17 protein-coding genes and 1 pseudogene are annotated in these 16,478 nt (G+C 69.5%); 9 read left to right on the forward strand and 9 right to left on the reverse strand.

Features of this window, described 5'->3' with window-relative positions:
- Positions 1-18: 18 nt before the first annotated feature.
- Both ABZ848_RS08040 and ABZ848_RS08045 read right to left on the reverse strand, forming a co-directional pair.
- Entirely contained in the window at positions 19-879 is an 861-nt protein-coding gene (locus ABZ848_RS08040) for a calcium-binding protein (protein WP_360827001.1), read from the reverse strand.
- Between the two features lie 145 nt (positions 880-1,024).
- Positions 1,025-1,417, reverse strand: a complete 393-nt coding sequence (locus ABZ848_RS08045; RefSeq protein ID WP_360827003.1) for a cupin domain-containing protein — start codon at positions 1,415-1,417, stop codon at positions 1,025-1,027.
- A 52-nt stretch (positions 1,418-1,469) separates the two neighbouring features.
- Between ABZ848_RS08045 and ABZ848_RS08050 the strand changes: the two genes are divergently transcribed.
- Positions 1,470-2,498 carry a helix-turn-helix domain-containing protein gene (locus ABZ848_RS08050; RefSeq protein WP_360827006.1) on the forward strand — a complete coding sequence of 343 codons (1,029 nt, stop codon included), beginning with the start codon at positions 1,470-1,472 and terminating at the stop codon, positions 2,496-2,498.
- The gene (locus tag ABZ848_RS08055) at positions 2,495-2,989 is read left to right on the forward strand and encodes an LURP-one-related family protein (protein ID WP_360827009.1); all 495 of its coding nucleotides are present in this window, start codon (positions 2,495-2,497) and stop codon (positions 2,987-2,989) included. The genes ABZ848_RS08050 and ABZ848_RS08055 overlap by 4 nt, the downstream gene beginning before the upstream one ends.
- 66 nt (positions 2,990-3,055) lie before the next feature.
- Here ABZ848_RS08055 and ABZ848_RS08060 read toward each other — a convergent pair whose 3' ends face one another.
- Positions 3,056-3,874, reverse strand: a complete 819-nt coding sequence (locus ABZ848_RS08060) for a carbon-nitrogen family hydrolase (protein WP_360827012.1) — start codon at positions 3,872-3,874, stop codon at positions 3,056-3,058.
- Positions 3,875-4,054: 180 nt separating this feature from the next.
- On the opposite strand from ABZ848_RS08060, the gene ABZ848_RS08065 reads away from it, so the two are divergent.
- Positions 4,055-4,879 carry a maleylpyruvate isomerase family mycothiol-dependent enzyme gene (locus ABZ848_RS08065; protein ID WP_360827015.1) on the forward strand — a complete coding sequence of 275 codons (825 nt, stop codon included), beginning with the start codon at positions 4,055-4,057 and terminating at the stop codon, positions 4,877-4,879.
- Positions 4,880-4,925: 46 nt separating this feature from the next.
- Here ABZ848_RS08065 and ABZ848_RS08070 read toward each other — a convergent pair whose 3' ends face one another.
- From ABZ848_RS08070 to ABZ848_RS08080, 3 genes are all read right to left on the reverse strand, one after another.
- Positions 4,926-5,693 (reverse strand): hypothetical protein, encoded by a 768-nt coding sequence (locus ABZ848_RS08070; protein ID WP_360827018.1) that lies wholly within the window; start codon positions 5,691-5,693, stop codon positions 4,926-4,928.
- A gap of 161 nt (positions 5,694-5,854) precedes the next feature.
- Positions 5,855-7,168, reverse strand: a complete 1,314-nt coding sequence (locus tag ABZ848_RS08075; protein ID WP_360827021.1) for an MFS transporter — start codon at positions 7,166-7,168, stop codon at positions 5,855-5,857.
- On the reverse strand, positions 7,165-7,839 hold the full coding sequence (locus ABZ848_RS08080) for a GntR family transcriptional regulator (protein ID WP_360827023.1): 675 nt from the start codon (positions 7,837-7,839) through the stop codon (positions 7,165-7,167). The genes ABZ848_RS08075 and ABZ848_RS08080 overlap by 4 nt, the downstream gene beginning before the upstream one ends.
- 208 nt (positions 7,840-8,047) lie before the next feature.
- Between ABZ848_RS08080 and ABZ848_RS08085 the strand changes: the two genes are divergently transcribed.
- The 4 genes and pseudogenes from ABZ848_RS08085 (at position 8,048) to ABZ848_RS08100 (ending at position 11,322) form a co-directional block, all read left to right on the forward strand.
- Entirely contained in the window at positions 8,048-8,956 is a 909-nt protein-coding gene (locus tag ABZ848_RS08085) for a D-alanyl-D-alanine carboxypeptidase (RefSeq protein ID WP_360827026.1), read from the forward strand.
- 68 nt (positions 8,957-9,024) lie between these two features.
- Positions 9,025-9,543, forward strand: a complete 519-nt coding sequence (locus tag ABZ848_RS08090) for a GNAT family N-acetyltransferase (RefSeq protein WP_360827029.1) — start codon at positions 9,025-9,027, stop codon at positions 9,541-9,543.
- 10 nt (positions 9,544-9,553) lie between these two features.
- Positions 9,554-10,252: a class I SAM-dependent methyltransferase gene (locus tag ABZ848_RS08095; protein ID WP_360827032.1), complete on the forward strand. Its 699-nt coding sequence runs from the start codon at positions 9,554-9,556 to the stop codon at positions 10,250-10,252.
- A gap of 99 nt (positions 10,253-10,351) precedes the next feature.
- Positions 10,352-11,322 (forward strand): annotated as a pseudogene (locus ABZ848_RS08100) (Bro-N domain-containing protein).
- 69 nt (positions 11,323-11,391) lie between these two features.
- Here ABZ848_RS08100 and ABZ848_RS08105 read toward each other — a convergent pair.
- The 3 genes from ABZ848_RS08105 to pdhA are packed head-to-tail and all read right to left on the reverse strand — an operon-like array spanning position 11,392 to position 14,973.
- Positions 11,392-12,804, reverse strand: a complete 1,413-nt coding sequence (locus tag ABZ848_RS08105; protein WP_360827035.1) for a dihydrolipoamide acetyltransferase family protein — start codon at positions 12,802-12,804, stop codon at positions 11,392-11,394.
- A gap of 11 nt (positions 12,805-12,815) precedes the next feature.
- Positions 12,816-13,793: an alpha-ketoacid dehydrogenase subunit beta gene (locus ABZ848_RS08110; protein ID WP_360827038.1), complete on the reverse strand. Its 978-nt coding sequence runs from the start codon at positions 13,791-13,793 to the stop codon at positions 12,816-12,818.
- A 1-nt stretch (position 13,794) separates the two neighbouring features.
- Positions 13,795-14,973: a pyruvate dehydrogenase (acetyl-transferring) E1 component subunit alpha gene (gene pdhA / locus ABZ848_RS08115; protein WP_360827041.1), complete on the reverse strand. Its 1,179-nt coding sequence runs from the start codon at positions 14,971-14,973 to the stop codon at positions 13,795-13,797.
- Between the two features lie 345 nt (positions 14,974-15,318).
- Between pdhA and ABZ848_RS08120 the strand changes: the two genes are divergently transcribed.
- Complete coding sequence (locus ABZ848_RS08120; RefSeq protein ID WP_360827043.1) at positions 15,319-15,984, forward strand: response regulator transcription factor; 666 nt, start codon at positions 15,319-15,321, stop codon at positions 15,982-15,984.
- Positions 15,985-16,033: 49 nt separating this feature from the next.
- The gene (locus ABZ848_RS08125) at positions 16,034-16,456 is read left to right on the forward strand and encodes a pyridoxamine 5'-phosphate oxidase family protein (RefSeq protein WP_360827046.1); all 423 of its coding nucleotides are present in this window, start codon (positions 16,034-16,036) and stop codon (positions 16,454-16,456) included.
- The last annotated feature ends 22 nt before the right edge of the window (positions 16,457-16,478 follow it).

Below are 16,478 nucleotides of genomic sequence, written 5' to 3' on the forward strand. Positions count from 1 at the left end.
CGGAGTCGCCCGGCCCCGTCAGTCCTGGTGGACCACGTCCGAGCCGGGGCCGCCGGAGAGGGTGTCCCTGCCCGCGCCGCCGTACAAGCGGTCGTTGCCGCTGTTGCCGTACAGCTTGTCGTTGCCGGCGTTGCCGTGCAGGACGTCGTTGCCCTTGCCGCCGTAGAGGGTGTCGGCGCCGGTGCCGCCGGTGATCGTGTCCCTGCCGTCGTCGCCCGAGAGGTACTGGGCCCCGCTGCCGCCGTGCAGCGTGTCGTCGCCCTTGCCGCCCTGCACGATGTTGTCGCCGCCGCTCGCGTTGATCGTGTCGTTGCCGTCACCGCCCCAGGCCAGGCCCTCCGCGCCCACGGTGATCGTGTCGTTGCCCGCGTCGCCCGAGACGTAGGCGCCGTCGAGACGGCCGGAGTCGGTCGCCTTGTCGTTGCCGGCGCCCAGGGAGATCTGGGCGTACGAGTAGATCTGGTCCGTCGCGTTGTCGTAGGCGAGCGTGTCGTTGCCGTCGCCGAGGTTCGCGATCAGGGCGGCGTACGGGTCCTGGCTGTCCACGAAGGTGACCGTGCAGGAGACCTTGGTGTGGTCGCTCGTGGACAGATAGGCGCAGTCGTGGCCCGCGGTGATCGGGACGATGTCGTCGATCACGTAGGTGATCCCCGTCTTGTCCGCGGTGAGCGACGCGGTGACCTTCGCCTTGTTGGTCTGGCCGGGGGCGGCCCGGTAGGTGAGCTGCCAGTCGTACTGGTTGACCTCGGCGGTGGCCGACGCGGTCGCGGCGTCCGCGCTGCCGGCCAGGGCGAGCGGTGCGGCCAGGGCCGCGCCGAGGGCCAGCGTCAGCGCGGGGACGGCGCGTATCGCGCCGCGGCGGGCGGGACGAACGTGCATGAAGACCTCCGAGTGGGACGTGTACGGCTGCGCCGCTTGCGTAACGTCCGACTCGGGTTGCGCCGGTTTGGTTGGTCAACTTCCGCTCCGGCGCGGAATGTTCAACTCCGGGACACCCCCCGGACCGGTGGATTCCGGGGGCCGGTCAGCTGAGGGCGTGGCCGGTCGTCGCGTCCACGTGGGACGGGATCTCGTCGTGGTGGTCGCCGACCGTGAGGGTGCCGGTGGGTTCGAGGAGGAGGATCTCGGTGGGCACGCGCGCGTACGGCTTGTGTTCCGTCCCGCGCGGGACCGTGAAGACCGAGCCCTTCTCGAGGACCACCGTGCGCTCGCCGGCCGGTTCGCGCAGGGCGATGTGCAGTTCGCCCTCCAGGACCAGGAAGAACTCGTCGGTGTGGTCGTGGACGTGCCAGACGTGCTCGCCCTCGACCTTGGCGACCCGGACGTCGTAGTCGTTGACGGTGGTGACGATGCGGGGGCTCCACTGGTCCCTGAAGGACGCGAGGGCCTGGGCGAGACGGATCGGTTCGGTGGGCATGGGGCCATCGTGCGGGGTGGTCCGGGCGGCGGGCGAGTGCTAGAAATCGCACATGCCGCAAGGATCCTCTCAGCGCTCTCGGCCTTCTGAACCCGCTCGGCGCCGCCCGCACAAGGTCGCCGTCATCGTCGACGAGGGCACCAACCCTTTCGAAGTGGGCGTGGCGACCGAGCTGTTCGGGCTGCCGCGGCCCGAGCTGGGGCTGCCGACCCCGCTGTACGAGGTGACGCTGTGCACGCCCACGCGCGAGGTGCGGATGAACCACGGCTTCTTCACGCTGACCGGCGCGGCGGGGCTGGACGCGGTGGACGACGCGGACACCCTGGTCGTGCCCGGCCGGCCCGACAACGTCGTACCGCGCGGAGCCGCCGTCCTGGACGCCATCCGGCGCACGCACGCGCGTGGAGCGCGGGTCATGAGCCTGTGCACCGGGAGCTTCGCGCTCGCCGAGGCCGGGCTGCTCGACGGGCTGCGGGCCACCACGCACTGGATGTGGGCCGAGGAGTTCCGCCGGCTGCACCCCGGGGTGCGGCTCGTGGCCGACGTCCTCTTCGTCGACGAGGGCGGCATCCTCACCGCCGCGGGCAGCGCCGCCGCCCTCGACCTCGGGCTGCACGTCGTACGCCGGGACCACGGCGCCGAGGTCGCCAACGCGGTGTCCCGGCGCCTGGTGTTCGCCGCCCACCGGGACGGCGGTCAGCGGCAGTTCGTGGAGCGGCCGCTGCCGCGGGTGCCGGACGAGTCGCTCGCGCCGCTGCTGGCCTGGGCACGGGAGCGGCTGGGGGAGCCGCTGACGGTGGCCGGCCTGGCGGCCCGCGCGGCCGTCTCCCCCGCCACCCTGCACCGCCGCTTCCAGGCCCAGCTCGGCACGACCCCGCTGGCCTGGCTGACGGGGGAGCGGGTGGCGCTGGCCTGCCGGCTGATCGAGCGCGGGGAGCGGCGCCTCGACGTCGTGGCGGAACGCAGCGGCCTGGGGACGGCGGCCAACCTACGCGCGCGTGTGCGCCGCGAGACCGGGCTCAGTCCGTCGGCCTACCGACGGCGTTTCGGACCGGTCGGCGGGGAACGGGTGTCGGTATGAGATTCCAAGTGCGCGACCGGCTCCTCGGCTTCGGTGAGGACTACTGGATCGAGGACCAGCACGGCGACAAGGTGTTCCTCGTCGACGGCAAGGCGATGCGGCTCAGGGACACCTTCGAGCTGAAGGACACCCACGGGCGCGTCCTGATCGACATCCACCAGAAGATGTTCGCCCTGCGCGACACGATGGTGATCGAACGGGACGGCGACGTCCTGGCCCGCATCAGGCGCAAGCGCCTGTCGCTGCTGCGCAACCACTACCGGGTCACCCTGGTCGACGGCACCGAACTCGACGTCAGCGGCAAGATCCTCGACCGGGAGTTCGCCGTCGAGTACGACGGTGAGCTGCTCGCCGTGATCTCGCGCCGCTGGCTGCACGTCCGGGAGACGTACGGCGTCGACGTCGTACGCGACGACGCGGACCCGGCGCTGCTGATCGCGGTGGCGGTGTGCGTGATCCACCTGGCGGAGAAGGAGCGGGAGGAGGACTGACGCCCTCTTTGTGCAGGCCGGGTTGTGCTGTTGTGCAGGCCCGGTTCTGCTTTGTGCAGGCCCGCTTCAGCGGCGCGGGGGCTCCAGGCCCAGCACCCGGTCCTTCAGGGCCGGGAACTGCTCCCGCGTCGTCGCCACCTTCGCCGGGTCGAACTCCACGGTGAGGACCTCCTCGCCGGCGCCCGCCTGCGCCAGCACCTCGCCCCACGGATCCACCACGATCGAGTGACCCGCCTGCGGAACTCCCGCATGGGTCCCGGCCGTTCCACACGCAAGCACGAACGCCTGGTTCTCGACCGCCCGCGCCTGGGCCAGCAGCGTCCAGTGCGAGCGGCGGCGCTCCGGCCAGCCCGCTGGCAGGACCAGGGTCTCGGCGCCGTTGTCGACGAGGCCGCGGAAGAGTTCGGGGAAACGGAGGTCGTAGCAGGTGCCGAGGCCAAGCGTGGTCTCGGGCAGACGGACCGTCACCAGATCGCGCCCCGCGCCCATCAGCACGGCCTCGCCCTTGTCGAAGCCGAAGCGGTGGATCTTGCGGTAGGCGGCGACCAGGTCACCGGAGGGGGAGAAGACGAGAGACGTGTTGTAGAGAGAGCCCGAACCGGCGGCGGAGCCGCTTTCGGATGGAGCACGCTCGGGGATGGAGCCCGCGTGCAGCCACACGCCCGCGTCGCTCGCGGCCTTCGCCATCGCCTCGTGCGTCGGCCCGTCGATCGGCTCGGCCTCCTCGGTGAACCCCTCGTACGCGAACGCACCCGTGGTCCACAGCTCCGGCAGCACCACGAGATCGGCCCCGGCCTGCTCCCGTACCAGAGAGGCCACACGCCCCCGGCGCGATTCGACCGATTCGCCCTCGTTCACGTCGATCTGGAGCAGAGAGGCGCGCACACTACCACCGTCCTGGCATTCGAGTCGTTCACACGGGCCTACGATCGTCACACGAAAGCACTGCCGGGGTGCCTCACAGCAGCGTAACTTAGCGTCTCAAGACACCCGCCGACAGCAGCCACCTCCCACTGGCAACGCCGCCAACCAGCCCGTGTACCGACCGCCGAGGGGTCCCGTTCCGTGAGTCTGCATCCCACCCTCCAGCCCTACGCCGACGCCTGGACCCATTCCATCGAAGCGATATCCGAGCTGGTGGGGCCGCTGGTGGAGGGTGAGTGGAACCGACGGACTCCGTGCCCCGGCTGGTCTGTCCGTGACGTGGTGTCCCATGTCATCGGCCTGGACTGCGAGATGCTCGGCGACCCGCGGCCCATCCACACGCTGCCGCGCGACCTGTTCCACGTCACCAACGACCACCAGCGCTACATGGAGATGCAGGTCGACGTACGCCGTCATCACACGGCGCCGGAGATGACCTCCGAGCTGGAGTACGTGATCATCCGCCGCAACCGCCAGCTGCGGAACGAGTCGCGGGACCCGGGCACCAAGGTGCGCGGCCCGCTCGGCACCGAGCTCACGCTCGAAGAGGCCGTGCGGAGCCACGCGTTCAACGTCTGGGTGCACGAGCAGGACCTGCGCGCCGCCCTCGGCCGGCCCGGCAACCTCGACTCCCCCGGCGCGCACATCGCGCGGGACGTGCTGCTCGGTGCACTGCCCGCCGTGGTCGCGGAGAAGGCGGACGCGCCGCGCAGTTCGGCGATCGTCTTCGACGTGCACGGCCCGATCGAGTTCCTGCGCACGATCCGCGTCGACATCCAGGGCCGCGGCACCCTGGAGACGGCCCCCGCGCTCGGCCCCGCCGCCACCCTCACCCTGGACTGGGAGACCTTCGTCCGCCTGGCCTGCGGCCGGGTGACGCCGGACGCGGTCGCCGACCGGCTGAAGGCGGAGGGCGACCCGGAGCTGACTGCGGCGATCCTGCGGAACTTCACGGTGACGCAGTAGGACGCCGGTTCACGGAGGGCCGGTAGCCGGAAGGCCGTCCGGCGGTTCAGTGGTCCTCGGTGACCGACGTCGCGATGCCGTTCGCGAGGACGACCGTGGCGTCGAGGCCCTTCTTCGCCGCGGTCTCCAGCTGGTCGAGCGTGCAGGTGGCGGGGGACGCGGAGCTGCCGCAGATGGTGCCGTATCCCTTGATGACGGTGTCGTCGGCGACGAAGAAGGCCTGCTCGGCGCCCTTCGGCCCGGAGACCGTGAACTTGCCCGGCGCGAGGTAGGAGACCTGGCCGAGCCAGGTGCCGTTCACACCCTTCGCGCCGGAGCCGGTGGAGGCACGCTCGCTGACGAGGGTGGCGACGCCCTTCTTCAGGGTCACGTCGGCCGTGACGGCCGCCTTCTTGGTGGCCGTCTCCAGCTGGTCGAGCGTGCACTGCCCGCTGCCGCAGATCGTGCCGGCGCCGTTGACTCGTGTGTCGTCGGCGACGAAGAAGGCCTGGTCCGTCTTGCCCGGCACGGAGACGATGTACTTGCCGGGCGCGAGGTAGCTGACGGTGCCGCCGGTGAAGGTGCCCGTGACGCCCTGCCCGGACTTCGAGGCGTTCTGGGCGGTCGTACCGGACGAAGTCTTCTGGGAGGTCGTCGACTTCTTGGCCGTCCCCGAAGTCTTGGAGGAGGTCTTGGATGACGTCTTGGACGTCGACTGGTGCTGGCCGGTGCTCGAAGTGCCGCTGCCGGTGGAGTTGCTCTGACAGGCCGTCATCAGCAGGCCGGCCGAGATCGCGGCGGTGACGACGACGGCCTTGCGCAGGTGGCGGTTCATCACGGATTTCCCTTCGGAAGCGAGTACTTCGTTCGATCACTATGAGCGCCCGCAGGCCCCACAGGTCACGCCCGTCCTCGCTTCACGACACCGCTGTCACACGCCTATGACAGAGCAACACCTCGGCTGTGAAAGCCGGTTGCCGGTGAACCGCCGCGTGGTCAGGCCGGCACGTGCACCGTCTCCACCCGGCTCGCGACCAGCCGTTCCCGCTCCCGCCGGGCTACCCGCCCGCGCAGCCGCAGTATCTGACTCACGCCCAGCGCCTGGAGGAAGAAGACCGCGGAGAAGGCGACGCTGTAGTTGTCGCCGGTCGCGTCCAGGAGTACGCCGATCAGGAACAGGGTCGTCATCGAGGCGACGAAACCACCCATGTTGGTGATGCCGGACGCCGTGCCCTGCCGCTCCGGCGGGTTGGCCGGGCGGGCGAAGTCGAAGCCGAGCATCGAGGCCGGGCCGCAGGCGCCGAGCACCGCGCACAGCACGACCAGCAGCCACATCGGCGCGTGCTCGCCGGGGTAGGCCAGTGTGGCCGCCCACATCAGCGCCGTCGCGCCCACGGTGCCGAGCGCCAGCGGCAGCCGCGCCGAGTGGTGCCGGGCGACGATCTGGCCGTAGACGAGTCCGACGACCATGTTGGACAGGACGACCAGGGTGAGGAGTTCGCCGGCCGTGGCGCGGGACAGGCCCTGCGCCTGGACCAGGAACGGCAGCCCCCACAGGAGCAGGAAGACCATCGCCGGGAACTGGGTGGTGAAGTGCACCCACAGGCCCAGGCGCGTCCCCGGCTCGCGCCAGGAGGCCGCGATCTGGCGGCGCACGTAGGTCGCGCCCTGGTGCGGGAAGGGCTCCGGCTCGTGGCCCTCGGGGTGGTCCTTGAGGAAGAGCAGCATCAGGACGAGTACGAGTACGCCGGCGAGCGCGCTGCCCGCGAAGGCCGCGGTCCAGCCGACGCCGTGCAGCAGCCGGGCGATGACCAGCGTGGAGACGAGGTTGCCCGTCATGCCGACGAGCCCCGCGAGCTGGGCGACCAGTGGACCTCGGCGGGCCGGAAACCACCGAGTCCCCAGCCGCAGCACGCTGATGAACGTCATCGCGTCGCCGCAGCCGAGCAGCGCGCGCGAGGCGAGGGCGGTGCCGTACGAGGGTGAGAACGCGAAGCCGAGCTGGCCCGCCGTGAACAGCACGGTGCCGATGGCCAGCACCTTCTTGGTGCCGAGCCGGTCCACCAGCAGGCCGACGGGGATCTGCATGCCGGCGTAGACCAGCAGTTGCAGGATCGAGAAGGTCGACAGCGCCGAGGCGTTCACATGGAAGCGGTCGGCGGCGTCGAGGCCGGCGACACCGAGGGACGTACGGAAGATCACGGCGACGAAGTAGACGGAGACGCCGATGCCCCAGACGGCCATCGCGCGCCGGCCGCCGGGCGGATCGCCCGGCAGGGTGGCGGCGGAGGACGAGGCGGCGGAGCTCATCGCACCTCACCCCGGGCGAGGTGCGAGAACCAGCTGACGTGCCGGTGTACGACCCCGACGGCCGCCTCCGCGTCCCCCGACCTGAGCGCCTCCAGGATCTCCTCGTGCTCGACGAGGCTCTTGGTGATCCGGTCGGGGTGCGAGTGCATGATCGCGACGCCCATGCGCAGCTGGCGGTCGCGGAGCTGGTCGTAGAGGCGGGAGAGGATCTCGTTGCCGCCGCTGCGGACGATCTCGGCGTGGAAGCAGCGGTCGGTGACGGCGGCCCCGGCGAGGTCGCCGGCGCCGGCCTGCTGCTTCTGCTTGGCCAGCAGTTCCTCAAGGCGTTCGACGAGCCCGGCGGGGGCGGGTACGGCCTTGCGCGCCGCGTGCTCCTCGACCAGCAGCCGGGTCTCGACGACGTCGGCGATCTCCTGGGCGGAGACGGGCAGGACCAGGGCGCCCTTCTTCGGATAGAGCCTGATCAGCCCTTCCACTTCAAGCCGGAGCAGGGCTTCCCGCACCGGCGTCCGCGAGACCCCGACGGCCTCCGCAAGCTCGCCCTCGGTGAGCAGGACCCCGCCTTCGTAGCGACGCTCCAGGACACCTTGCTTGACGTGGGAGTAGACGCGGTCGGCGGCTGGTGGTTGCTTGGTTGGCTGCTTGGCGGTCAGGGTCCCCGGGCTGTTCATGCCCACAGCATAGATACAACACGTACGCATGAGGACTGCCGTCCACTATCCGGACCTCTCCGTACCAACGGCGTCACAGATGACAGCCCCACCTCAGCGGCCACACAACCATTCGTGCTAGATACGTGTCTTACACCTGCGGCCCACCTTCTTTCCCCTTCAACTCGGCCGCACTTCAGGGGCATTCAACGTAATCGGGGTATTTCAGTTGATTACCGCCATCTCCGGCATCAAGGGCAGCCGTCTCCGCAGAGCCGCCGCGGTCAGTGTCACCGCAGGCGCCGTGCTCGCGGGCGGCGCCTTCGCCGCGGCACCCGCGCAGGCTGTCACCACGCCCTCGATCGTGGCCAAGGGCGGCTACGTGATGAACAACGCGACCGCGAAGACGCTGTACACGAAGGCAGCGGACACCAAGCGTTCCACGGGCTCCACCACGAAGATCATGACCGCGAAGGTCGTGCTCGCGCAGTCGAACCTGAACCTGGACAAGAAGGTCACGATCCAGAAGGCGTACAGCGACTACGTCGTCGCGAACAACGCCTCGCAGGCCCATCTGATCGTCGGCGACAAGGTCACCGTCCGTCAGCTGCTGTACGGGCTGATGCTGCCATCGGGCTGCGACGCTGCGTACGCGCTCGCCGACACGTACGGCACCGGCTCGACGCGGGCCGCGCGCGTGAAGTCGTTCATCGGCAAGATGAACAAGGCCGCGACCGCTCTCGGCCTCAAGAACACGCACTTCGACTCGTTCGACGGCATCGGCAATGGGAGCAACTACTCGACGCCGCGCGACCTGACGAAGATCGCCAGCAGCGCGATGAAGAACGCGACGTTCCGTACGGTCGTGAAGACGAAGAAGTACACGGCGAAGACCATCACCAAGACGGGCTCGACCCGCACGATGTCGCCGTGGACCAACACGAACGGCCTGCTCAGCAGCTACAGCGGCACCATCGGCATCAAGACCGGCTCCGGCCCCGAGGCCAAGTACTGCCTGGTCTTCGCCGCGACCCGCAACGGCAAGACCGTCATCGGCACGGTCCTTGCCTCCACGTCGATCGCCCAGCGCGAGGCGGACGCGAAGAAGCTGATGAACTACGGCTTCGCGGTGCTGTAGCACCCGCCGCACCCCGCCAACAGGTAAAGGGCCCTCGCCACCGGCGACGGGCCCTTCACCATGGAGGCATGCCGACGACGACCCTGCGCGCCGCCACCCCTGCCGACCTGGACGCCATCACGGACATCCACACCCTCGCCCGTACCGCGTACTACCGGGCGGGCGGCCTGTCGGATCCGGACCTCACGTCCGCCGAGTCCCGTGCGCGCAGGCGGGAGGCGTGGGCAAGAGTCCTGGCGTCCGCCGACGGGACGGTGCTGTGCGCCGTCCGTGAGGGAGAGGTCGAGGGAGTCGTCTCGATGGGCCCGCCTGCCTACCCCGACCTGAATGGGACCACGGTCGGCCAGCTGTACCAGATCCATGTCCGGCCGGGCAGTTGGGGAGCGGGCATCGGCAGCCGGCTGCACGAGGGTTTCGTACGGTTCCTGCGCGAGCGTTCGCTGAGTACGGGCGTGCTGGAGGCGTGGGAGCGCAACAGCCGGGCCCGGGCCTTCTACACCCGGCACGGATGGCGGCCGGACGGCCACAGCCGTCCGGGCCCCGGCGACGCCGAATATCTGCGGCTGCGACTGGAGTTGGGGACCTAGAGTCGGGCGGGTGACTTTGGAGCCGACGTATCTTTCCGCCGTCCGGGAGTCGTACGACACCGTCGCCGCCGACTACGTCAAGCAGGTGCCGAGGCCTGCCGCACTGGATCCGCTGTCGCGGGCCATGTTGGGCGTGTTCGCGGAGACCGTGCGGGACGCGGCCCTCGGACCGGTCGCGGACCTGGGATGCGGACCGGGCTTCGTGACGGCGTATCTGGCCGGCCATGGCGTGCCGGTGTCCGGCGTCGACCTGTCCCCACGAATGGTGGAACTGGCCCGACAGAACCACCCCGAACTCTCCTTCTCCATCGGCTCGATGACAGCACTGGACATCGCGGACGGCTCCCTGGGCGGGATCCTCGCCTACTACTCCACCCACCACACCCCACCCGACCTGCTCCCACTCATCTACGCCGAATTCCACCGCACCCTCGCACCGGGCGGCACGCTGATGCTCGCGGGTTATGTGGGCGACGGCGAACGGCTCCGGCCGACACAGGGATACGGCGGACATCCGGTGTCGTACGAGTCCCATCTGCGGCCGGTGGAACAACTCGTGGAGCTGATGCAGACAGCCAGGCTGGTCGTGACAACGCGGGTGATACAGGAGCCCGGCAACGTTTCGAAGCGAAGGATCGCGACACTCCTCGCGGAGAAACCGGTGGGGTATCCCGCGCCCGCGCGTACACACAACGGCGGGGGCGCGTAACCCAGTTGATCAACCCTTCCCTCGCAATCGTGAACATCCCCGCACCGGCTGGCACATTCGATTTCCTCCGCCCTACGTTCCGCAGCGGAGGTGGTTCACATGATCGAACCCAGCAAGCACCAGCCCAAGCGGGCGGAGAAGGACGCGATCGACGTCGGCGACTTCGTCTACGCGGCGACCGGAGCCCGCGTCCGAAGGCTGACGATGCCGGACGGGACGCACTGGTTTCCGGCGGTGGATGTCTGCAAGGAGTTGGGATATACCTCGCCTCGAAAAGCACTTCTCGACCATGTCCCCGAGGAACACCGAGAGTGTCTCGAGACCGTCAGCAGAGCTTACGGTCTGAGCATTCCCGCAGGCAGAGAGTGGCGCCGAGATTTGGTTCTAATCGATCTCCCGGGCTTGCTCTTCCTTGTCACCGGGTGTTCCAAGCCAGCCGCTTTCACCTTCAAGCAGTGGGCCATCGAGGTGATCCAGACCGTCTATCGGGAAGGTTCCTACATCCTCGACGAGGCGGAGGTGCAGCCCGCTGGCCCGGGGGCCCCGATCGCGTACGCGATGCCGCAACAGATCGCCGACGCCATCGTCCGACTCGAAGAACGCAACCTCCAGGCCGACGAAGCCCTAGCCGTCACTCAGTACAAGTCCCTCGCGCTCCAGGAAAAGATCGCGGAGACCCAGCAGGAGTTGCTGGAAACGCAGCGCGCCACCCTCACCGCCCAGCAGGCCATCGCCCAGGCCATGGAACGCATCCGGACCGGCTCGACCTCCTGGCGCTCGACCGGTCGGCGCCGACCGCCCAGCACTCCCCACAGCCCACCACGGAGTCCGTACTGGCCGACTGGCGGCGACGGCTGTCCGTCACCGAGGACGTCTGGACCGTGGCCGTGGTCATCGCGCCGGTGCTCGTCGAAGACGGTGAACTCCGTCAACCGCTCGAAGCGATCGCCGCCCGTACGGGCCTGTCCGTACACCGCGTGAACGAATGCCTGCGACTGTTGCGCAAGCACGCCTGTATCCGCTCGCAGGGGGCGACCGAGGACGGGGCTCCGGTCTATGTGCTCAACTGAATGAAGGGGCGGCCGCAACTCGAACTTGCGGCCGTCCCTTCACGATTCAACCTAGCCGGTCCCTGAACGTCACGCCCAGCTGATCAGTCGCTTCGGCTGTTCCAGGATCGCCGCCACATCCGCCAGCACCTTCGAGCCCAGCTCGCCGTCCACCAGACGGTGGTCGAAGCTCAGCGCCAGCGTCGTGACCTGGCGCGGCTTCACCTTGCCCTTGTGTACCCACGGCTGGAGCTTGATCGCGCCGACCGCGAGGATCGCGGACTCACCGGGGTTGAGGATCGGCGTACCCGTGTCGACGCCGAAGACGCCGACGTTGGTGATGGTGACCGTCCCGCCCTGCATCGCCGCCGGGGACGTCTTGCCCTCCCGCGCCGTGGAGACCAGCTCGCCCAGCGCCCCGGCCAGTTCCGGCAGCGTCTTGGCGTGCGCGTCCTTGATGTTCGGGACGATCAGGCCGCGCGGGGTCGCCGCCGCGATGCCGAGGTTGACGTAGTGCTTGAGGACGATCTCCTGGGCCGCCTCGTCCCAGGACGCGTTGACGTCCGGGTTGCGGCGGATGGCGACCAGGAGTGCCTTGGCGATCAGGAGCAGCGGGTTCACGCGCAGGCCCGCGAACTCCTTGTCCTCCTTGAGCTCCTCGACCAGCTTCATCGTGCGCGTCACGTCCACCGTCACGAACTCCGTGACATGCGGCGCCGTGAAGGCCGAGTTGACCATCGCCTGGGCCGTGGCCTTGCGGACACCCTTGATCGGGATGCGGGTCTCACGGGCGGAGTCGTACGTCGGCACAGGCACCGGCGTCGGCGCCGTCACGGCCGGCGTCTCCACGGGCGCCGGCGGGGCCACCGCCGCGTGCACGTCCTCGCGCGTGATGATGCCGTCCGGCCCGGACGGGACCACCGTCGCGAGGTCAACGCCGAGGTCCTTGGCGAGCTTGCGCACGGGCGGCTTGGCCAGCGGGCGCTCCTTCGGCGCCTCGACGGGCTCGGCCACCGGACCGTGTCCGTTCAGCTCCGTCTGGATCGCCGTCGAGGCCTGGGAGACCGCGACCTCGGGGCCCTTGCGCGGGCGGCGCTTGGTGGAGGACGTGGCCACGCCGTAGCCGACGAGCACGGGCTGGCGGCCCGAGCCCTCCGGCTTCTTCTCCTCGGCGGGGGCGGGGGCCTTCGCCGGCGCGGGAACCTCCGCCGGCGCGGCAGTCTCGGCACCTGCCCCGGCCCCGCCCGACACGTCCACCGCGATGATCGACGTACCCACGTCGACCGTGGTGCCCTCGGGGAAGTGCAGGTCGCGGACCACTCCGTCGTACGGGATGGGCAGTTCGACGGCCGCCTTCGCCGTCTCGACCTCGCAGACCACCTGGCCGTCGGTGACCGTGTCGCCGGGCTTGACGTACCACTTGAGGATCTCGGCCTCGGTGAGCCCTTCGCCCACGTCCGGCATCTTGAACTCGCGTACGGACGCTTCCGTCATCGTCGTCACGAACCCTCTCCTCAGTACGCCAGGGCGCGGTCGACGGTGTCGAGCACCCGGTCCAGGCCCGGCAGGTACTCCTCCTCCAGGCGGGCCGGCGGGTACGGGGCGTGGTAGCCGCCGACCCTGAGCACCGGGGCCTCCAGGTGGTAGAAGCAGCGCTCGGTGATCCGGGCGGCGATCTCCGCGCCCGAGCCGAAGAACACCGGTGCCTCGTGGACCACGACCAGGCGGCGGGTCTTCTGCACCGACGCCTGGATCGAGTCGAAGTCCAGCGGGGAGACCGAGCGCAGGTCCAGGACCTCCAGGCTCTTGCCCTCCTCCGCCGCCGCGTCGGCGACCTCATGGCAGAGCTTGACCATCGGGCCGTAGGCGACCAGCGTCAGATCGGTGCCCTCGCGGACGACCTCGGCCTTGTGCAGCGGGCCGGGGATCGCCTCCGCGTTGACCTCGGCCTTGTCCCAGTAGCGCCGCTTGGGCTCGAAGAAGATCACAGGGTCGTCGGACTGGATGGCCTGCTGCATCATCCAGTACGCGTCCGAGGCGTTGGACGGGGAAACCACCTTCAGGCCCGCCACGTGCGCGAACAGCGACTCCGGGGACTCGGAGTGGTGCTCGACCGCGCCGATGCCGCCGCCGTAGGGGATGCGGACGACGACCGGGAGCTTGACCTTGCCCAGGGAGCGCGCGTGCATCTTGGCGAGTTGGGTGACGATCTGGTCGTAGGCCGGGAAGACGAAGCCGTCGAACTGGATCTCCACGACCGGGCGGTAGCCGCGCAGCGCGAGGCCGATCGCCGTGCCGACGATGCCGGACTCGGCGAGGGGGGTGTCGATGACCCGGCTCTCGCCGAAGTCCTTCTGGAGACCGTCCGTCACACGGAAGACGCCGCCGAGCTTGCCGACGTCCTCGCCCATGACCAGGACCTTGGGGTCGGATTCGAGGGCGCGGCGCAGCGACTCGTTGATCGCCTTGGCGAGAGCCATCTTCTCTGCCATGTCAGTGATCCCCCTCGTCTGCGAACGACGCCTGGTAGGCGGCGAACTGGGCCCGCTCCTCGTCGACGAGCGAGTGCCCGTCCGCGTACGCGTTCTCGAAGATGGCGAAGTGGTCCGGGTCCGGCATGGCACGGACCGCCTCGCGCACTCGTTTGCCCAACGCCTCGGACTCGGCCTCGAGTTCCGCGAAAAATCCCTCGTCCGCGTGGTTTGAGGCCTCCAGGTACCGGCGAAGGCGCAGGATCGGGTCCTTCGCCTCCCAGGCCAGCCGCTCGTCGTCGCCCCGGTAGCGGGTGGGGTCGTCGGAGGTGGTGTGGGCGCCCATGCGGTAGGTGTACGCCTCGACGAGCGTCGGTCCCTCGCCGCTGCGGGCCCGCTCCAGCGCCCACTTGGTGACCGCGAGGCAGGCCAGCACGTCGTTGCCGTCGACGCGGACGCCCGGGAAGCCGTAGCCCTGCGCGCGCTGGTAGAGCGGGACGCGGGTCTGCTTCTCGGTCGGCTCGGAGATGGCCCACTGGTTGTTCTGGCAGAAGAACACGACCGGGGCGTTGTAGACCGCGGAGAAGGTGAACGACTCGGCGACGTCGCCCTGGCTGGACGCGCCGTCGCCGAAGTAGGCGATCACCGCGCTGTCCGCGCCGTCCTTGGCGATGCCCATCGCGTAGCCGGTGGCGTGCAGCGTCTGGGAGCCGATGACGATCGTGTAGAGCTGGAAGTTGTTGGTGTTGGGGTCCCAGCCGCCGTTGTTCACGCCGCGGAACATGCCCAGCAGGTTGGTCGGGTCGACCCCGCGGCACCAGGCGACGCCGTGCTCGCGGTAGGTCGGGAAGACGTAGTCGTCCTCGCGGGTGGCGCGGCCCGAGCCGATCTGGGCGGCCTCCTGGCCGAGCAGCGAGGCCCACAGGCCCAGCTCGCCCTGGCGCTGCAGGGAGGTGGCCTCGGCGTCGAAGCGCCGGGTGAGGACCATGTCGCGGTACAGGCCGCGGAGATCGTCGGGGGTGATGCCGGCGACGTACTTGTCGTACTCGGCGTTCTTGACGCGTTCGCCCTCGGGCGTCAGCAGCTGTACGAGCTCCGGGTCGGTGCCCGGCGCGTTCCTTGCGGTCGTGCGCTTGCCGGCCGTGCTCTTGGTTCCGGCGCTGCGTCGCGGTTTGCGCGCGGCAGTGCTCTCCACGGTCACGTGTGCTCCTCCGTCGGTCCGGCATCCCGGGTTCGCCGGGTGCCAGTGCGGCTCACCTGCAGCCCTACGGACGCACAGGGTGGGTGCGGCCCGGTCGGGAACAGGCGTGACAGGTGCCCCGGCGAGCGCCCTGCACAAGGCACGTTACCCAGTGCTCCACATTTCTGTGAAACCCCTCCTGACCTGCGATTTTGCTTTGATTTCCAAGTAAATCGCGAAAGTCGGGAACATCTCCTGGTCACAGCCTTGCAGGGGGCCGGAACAACGGCACGTTATCCCGGTGACCCAGCTCACCGGAAGAGCCCTCCTCAGGCAGGTCTCATACCACTGTGTGAGACTGCCCATGTGCGCGAAGACGGAAAAATCCTGGTATTTCTTCTCGACGACCACGAGGTGGTCCGGCGCGGGGTCCATGAGCTGCTCTCGGTCGAGGACGACATCGAGGTGGTGGGCGAGGCCGGTACGGCGGCCGACGCGCTGGTACGGATTCCGGCCACCCGGCCCGACGTGGCGGTGCTGGACGTACGGCTCCCGGACGGCAGCGGCGTCGAGGTGTGCCGGGAGATCCGCGCCGCGGACGAGTCCGTCAACTGCCTGATGCTGACCTCCTTCGCCGACGACGAGGCCCTCTTCGACGCGATCATGGCGGGCGCCTCCGGATACGTCCTCAAGGCGATCCGAGGCCACGAACTGCTGACGGCCGTACGGGACGTCGCGGCCGGCAGGTCCTTGCTGGACCCGGTGGCCACCGCGCGCGTGCTGGAGCGGCTGCGCGACGGCAAGGACGCCAAAGGGGACGACAGACTCGCGGACCTCACCGAGCAGGAGCGCAGGATCCTCGACCTCATCGGCGAGGGGCTCACCAACCGGCAGATCGGCGAGCGGCTGCACCTGGCCGAGAAGACGATCAAGAACTACGTATCGAGTCTGCTTTCCAAACTCGGTATGCAGCGGCGCTCCCAGGCCGCCGCGTACGTGGCGCGCGCACAGGCCGAACAGCAGCGCCATTGAGGACCAAAGCCCTCTCCCCCGAGAGGCGGGCATGTCCGACATTGTCTGTATGCCCTCCGACGAACGTCTCGCCGTCGAGCTGCTCGCCCGCACCGACTACGGCCGCGTCGCCACCAGCATGCGCGCACTGCCGTTCCTGGCCTTCGCCCGGCACATCGTGGCCGACGGCCGGGTGCTGCTGCGGCTGCCGCGGAGCTGCGGGTACCACCGGGCGTGCGCCGGGAGCGTGGTGGCGTACGGCTCGGACAACCTGAGCTCGGCGCGGCCCGGGGAAAGCCTGTGGTCGGTGCAGGTGGTCGGGGAGTGCGCCGCGCACGAGCCGACGGCCGCCGAGATCGAGCGGTTCGGTCCGGCGCCTCGGCTGGTGGACGGCGAACCGTACGAGCCCGTCTATCTGAGCGTCGAGCCGCAGTTCGGCACGGTCCATTCCACCGACGGTGGCCTGGAACGCCACTTCGAGCACATCCCGTGACCGAAAGCGACTGACGACGACT

The sequence above is a fragment of the Streptomyces sp. NPDC047081 genome, from assembly GCF_040643775.1.
Taxonomy (GTDB): domain Bacteria; phylum Actinomycetota; class Actinomycetes; order Streptomycetales; family Streptomycetaceae; genus Streptomyces.